This is a genomic window from Mesorhizobium sp., from assembly GCF_017306585.1.
Lineage (GTDB): Bacteria > Pseudomonadota > Alphaproteobacteria > Rhizobiales > Rhizobiaceae > Mesorhizobium.
Genome location: NZ_JAFKIC010000343.1, coordinates 1 through 3,341 on the forward strand (window position 1 = coordinate 1; position 3,341 = coordinate 3,341).

The 3,341-nt window shown below is 67.4% G+C and carries 1 protein-coding gene and 1 pseudogene; both read left to right on the plus strand.

Translation table 11 applies throughout. The features are described 5' to 3' along the window. Positions 1-91: 91 nt before the first annotated feature. Positions 92-2,098 (plus strand): annotated as a pseudogene (locus tag J0I79_RS34440) (cobaltochelatase subunit CobN); the annotation flags it as partial. Beyond that, positions 2,095-3,341, plus strand: a 1,247-nt coding sequence (cobG, locus tag J0I79_RS34445) for a precorrin-3B synthase (protein WP_292870463.1), incomplete at its 3' end; no start/stop codon positions are given. The pseudogene J0I79_RS34440 and the gene cobG, both read left to right, overlap by 4 nt.

Genomic DNA, 3,341 nt, shown 5'->3' on the forward strand with positions numbered 1-3,341 from the left:
GGAGATTAGCAGCCTTGCCGCTGGCTCCCTTTCTGAAGCGAACCCGCAAGCCTCACCGTCGGCGACTGGCGAAAGCGGCCCCGCGAGCACAATCTCCCCCCTTGAGGGGGAGATGTCCGGCAGGACAGAGAGGGGGGCCTCGCGCCAACCTTCACAAAAGACCGCCGCACATTTCCCCTTCCGCGCCGCCACCTTCGGCAACGTCACGGTGGCGCTGGCCCCCGATCGCGGCCGCTCCGCCGACCGCCGTGCCGATTACCACGACCCGACCCTGCCGCCGCGCCACGCCCTGCTCGCCTTCGGTCTCTGGCTGCGCAAGGCGCTCGGCATTCACGCGCTGATCCATGTCGGCGCCCACGGCACGCTGGAATGGCTGCCCGGCAAGACGGTCGCGCTGTCGCAAACCTGTTTCCCCGAGATCGTCACCGGTCCGCTGCCCGTCATCTACCCCTTCATCGTCTCCAATCCCGGCGAGGCCGCTCAGGCCAAGCGCCGCATCGCCGCGCTCACGCTTGGCCATCTGCCACCACCCTTGACCGGTGCGGGACTGGACGAAGACCAGCACAGACTGGAACGCCTGGTCGACGAATACGCCCAGGCCGACGGCCTCGACCGCCGCCGCCGCGACCGGCTTGCCAAGCTGATCGTCGACACCGCCCAGAAGACTGGCCTCGCCTCGCAGGCCGGTGTCGCCAGGACCGACGCCCCGGACGAAGCGTTGCGCCGCATCGACGCCTGGCTCTGCGACCTCAAGGATTTCGCCATCAAGGACGGCCTGCATATCTATGGCCGCGCTTCCGGCGACGAAGCCGATCCGATGCGCCGGCAAAGCGCCGAGGCAGAAAGGGACGCCTTGCTCGCCGCGCTCGATGGCCGTCACGTCAAGGCCGGTCCGGCCGGCGCGCCGGCGCGCGGACGCTCCGACGTGCTGCCCACCGGCCGCAACCTGTTCACGTCGGACCCGCGCACCACGCCGACGCCGACCGCCTATGACATTGGTAAGGCGGCGGCGGAGGAAGTGGTGCGCGCCTATATGCAATCGCATGGCGACTGGCCGCGTTCCCTCGTTATCGATCTCTGGGGATCGGCCTCGTTGCGCACCGGTGGCGAAGAAATTGCGCAGGGTCTGGCGCTGATGGGCTGCCGCCCGCAATGGGACGCCGCCACCGGCCGCATCTCAGGCATCGAGGTCCTCCTGCCAGCGACGCTCGGTCGCCCGCGCGTCGATGTCACCTGGCGTATTTCGGGCCTGTTCCGCGACATGTTTCCGACCCAGATCGCGCTGATCGATGCCGCCGCCAACGCTGTCGCGGCGCGCGACGAGGACGATTCGGAAAACCCGCTCGCGGCCAGGACGCGCGCCGATGGCAAGGTCACCCCCCGCATTTTCGGCACCTCGCCGGGCACCTACGGCGCTGGCGTCGAAGACATGCTGTCCAGCGGCGACTGGGCCGCGCGCGAGGAAATCGGCCGCGCCTATCTCGACGCCACCTCGCACGCCTATGGCGGCGCCGCAGGTGAAGGCGTTTCGGTACCGGGCGCTTTCGAGGGACGCCTCGCCGAGGCCGACCTTCTTGTCCACACCGGCGACGATCCCGGCCGCGATATTCTCGAAGGCTCCGCCGATGTCGCCTTCATCGGCGGCTTTTCAGCCGCCCTGGCCGCCCTTGGCCGCAATGCCGATGTCATCGTGCTCGACACGACCGATCCGCAAAGACCGAAGCCGCGCTCGGTCGGCGAAGCCGTGTCGCGCGTGGTGCGGGCGCGGGCCGTCAACGCCCGTTTCATTTCAGGCCAGATGCGCCACGGCCCGCGCGGCGCCTCCGAATTCGCCGAGACGGTCGACCGCCTTGTCGGCTTTGCCGAAACCACCAATGCGATTCCGGGCGCGCTGATCGAAGCCGTCCACGATGCCTATATCGGCAATGAGGAGGTCCGCGCTTTCATCCTGCGCGAAAATCCGGCCGCCGCCAAAGTCATCGCAGAGCGTTTCCTGTCGGCGCGCCGCCGTGGCCTCTGGCATCCCCTGCGCAATTCGATCGACGACGATCTCGCCGCCCTGATCGCCGAAGCCGAAGCGCTTGGGGTCGCGGCATGAATGCCTTCTCACGTCGCGGCGCCTGTCCGGCCCTGTCCGCGCCGATGCAGACGGGTGACGGTTTGCTCGTGCGGCTTAACCCGGTGAGCGGAGGCCCGTCTTCTGGAGGATTGTCGCCGAAACAGTTGATCGCGCTGGCCGAATCCGCTTCGCGGCACGGCAATGGCATCATGGAGGTCACCGCGCGCGGCAGCCTGCAGATCCGCGGCCTGACGGCGGCAAGCGCGGCGCTGCTTGCGACAGAAGTCGACTCACTGGGCATCGAGGTGCGCACCGGCGTGCCGGTGGAAACCGGGCCGCTGGCGGGTATCGACCCCCGGGAGGCCGCCGATCCCCGGCCGTTGGCTGGACGCATCAGGGATGCGATTGACAAAGCCGGGCTGACGCCGAGGCTGGGGCCGAAGGTTTCGGTGGTTGTCGATGGCGGCGGGCAATTGACGATGGATGCGGTGACCGCCGATGTGCGGTTGAAGGCGGTGCGAAGCGGGCACGACATCATTTGGAGCGTATCGGTTGCCGGGGACGGTCGAAGCGCCAAACTGTTGGCAAAGGTCGACGCGGAGGCTGCCAGGGATATAGCCGTCGCCGCACTCAGGATGGTTGCCGAGAAGGGTCGGGAAGCGCACACCCGGGATTTGTCTGAGCGACAGCTGGCATCTTTGGCAGGTTGGCTATACCTGACAGGTCCGCGCGAGGCCCCCCTCTCTGTCCTGCCGGACATCTCCCCCTCAAGGGGGGAGATTGGCAGCGTCGCCGCTGGCTCCGTTTCTGAAGCCAGTCCGCAAGTTTCGACGTTCGCGATAGGCAAAACCATCGGCGCAGGTACAATCTCCCCCCTTGAGGGGGAGATGTCCGGCAGGACAGAGGGGGGGGCCTCCCGCAAACCTATCGGCCTTTTTGCCCTAGCCAGCAGCACTTTTACCCTAGGCATCGGCCTGCCCTTCGGCAGCATGCCCGCGAACAGAATTATCGACCTCGCACAGAGTGCCCTCACCCTCGGCACCACCGAAATCCGCCTCGCCCCAGGCCGAGCCCTGCTTTTCCTCGGCCAGCCGACGCACACAAATAACCCACTGCAGCAAATCGCCGCCTCCCTCGGCTTCGTCACCTCTCCCACCGATCCCCGCACACGCATCGCCGCCTGCCCTGGCACGCCGGCCTGCGCCTCAGGCCGGATCGCGACGCGCGACATTGCCGAACAGATAGCCGCCGAAAGTTCCGATAATCTCGACTTCACCCTGCA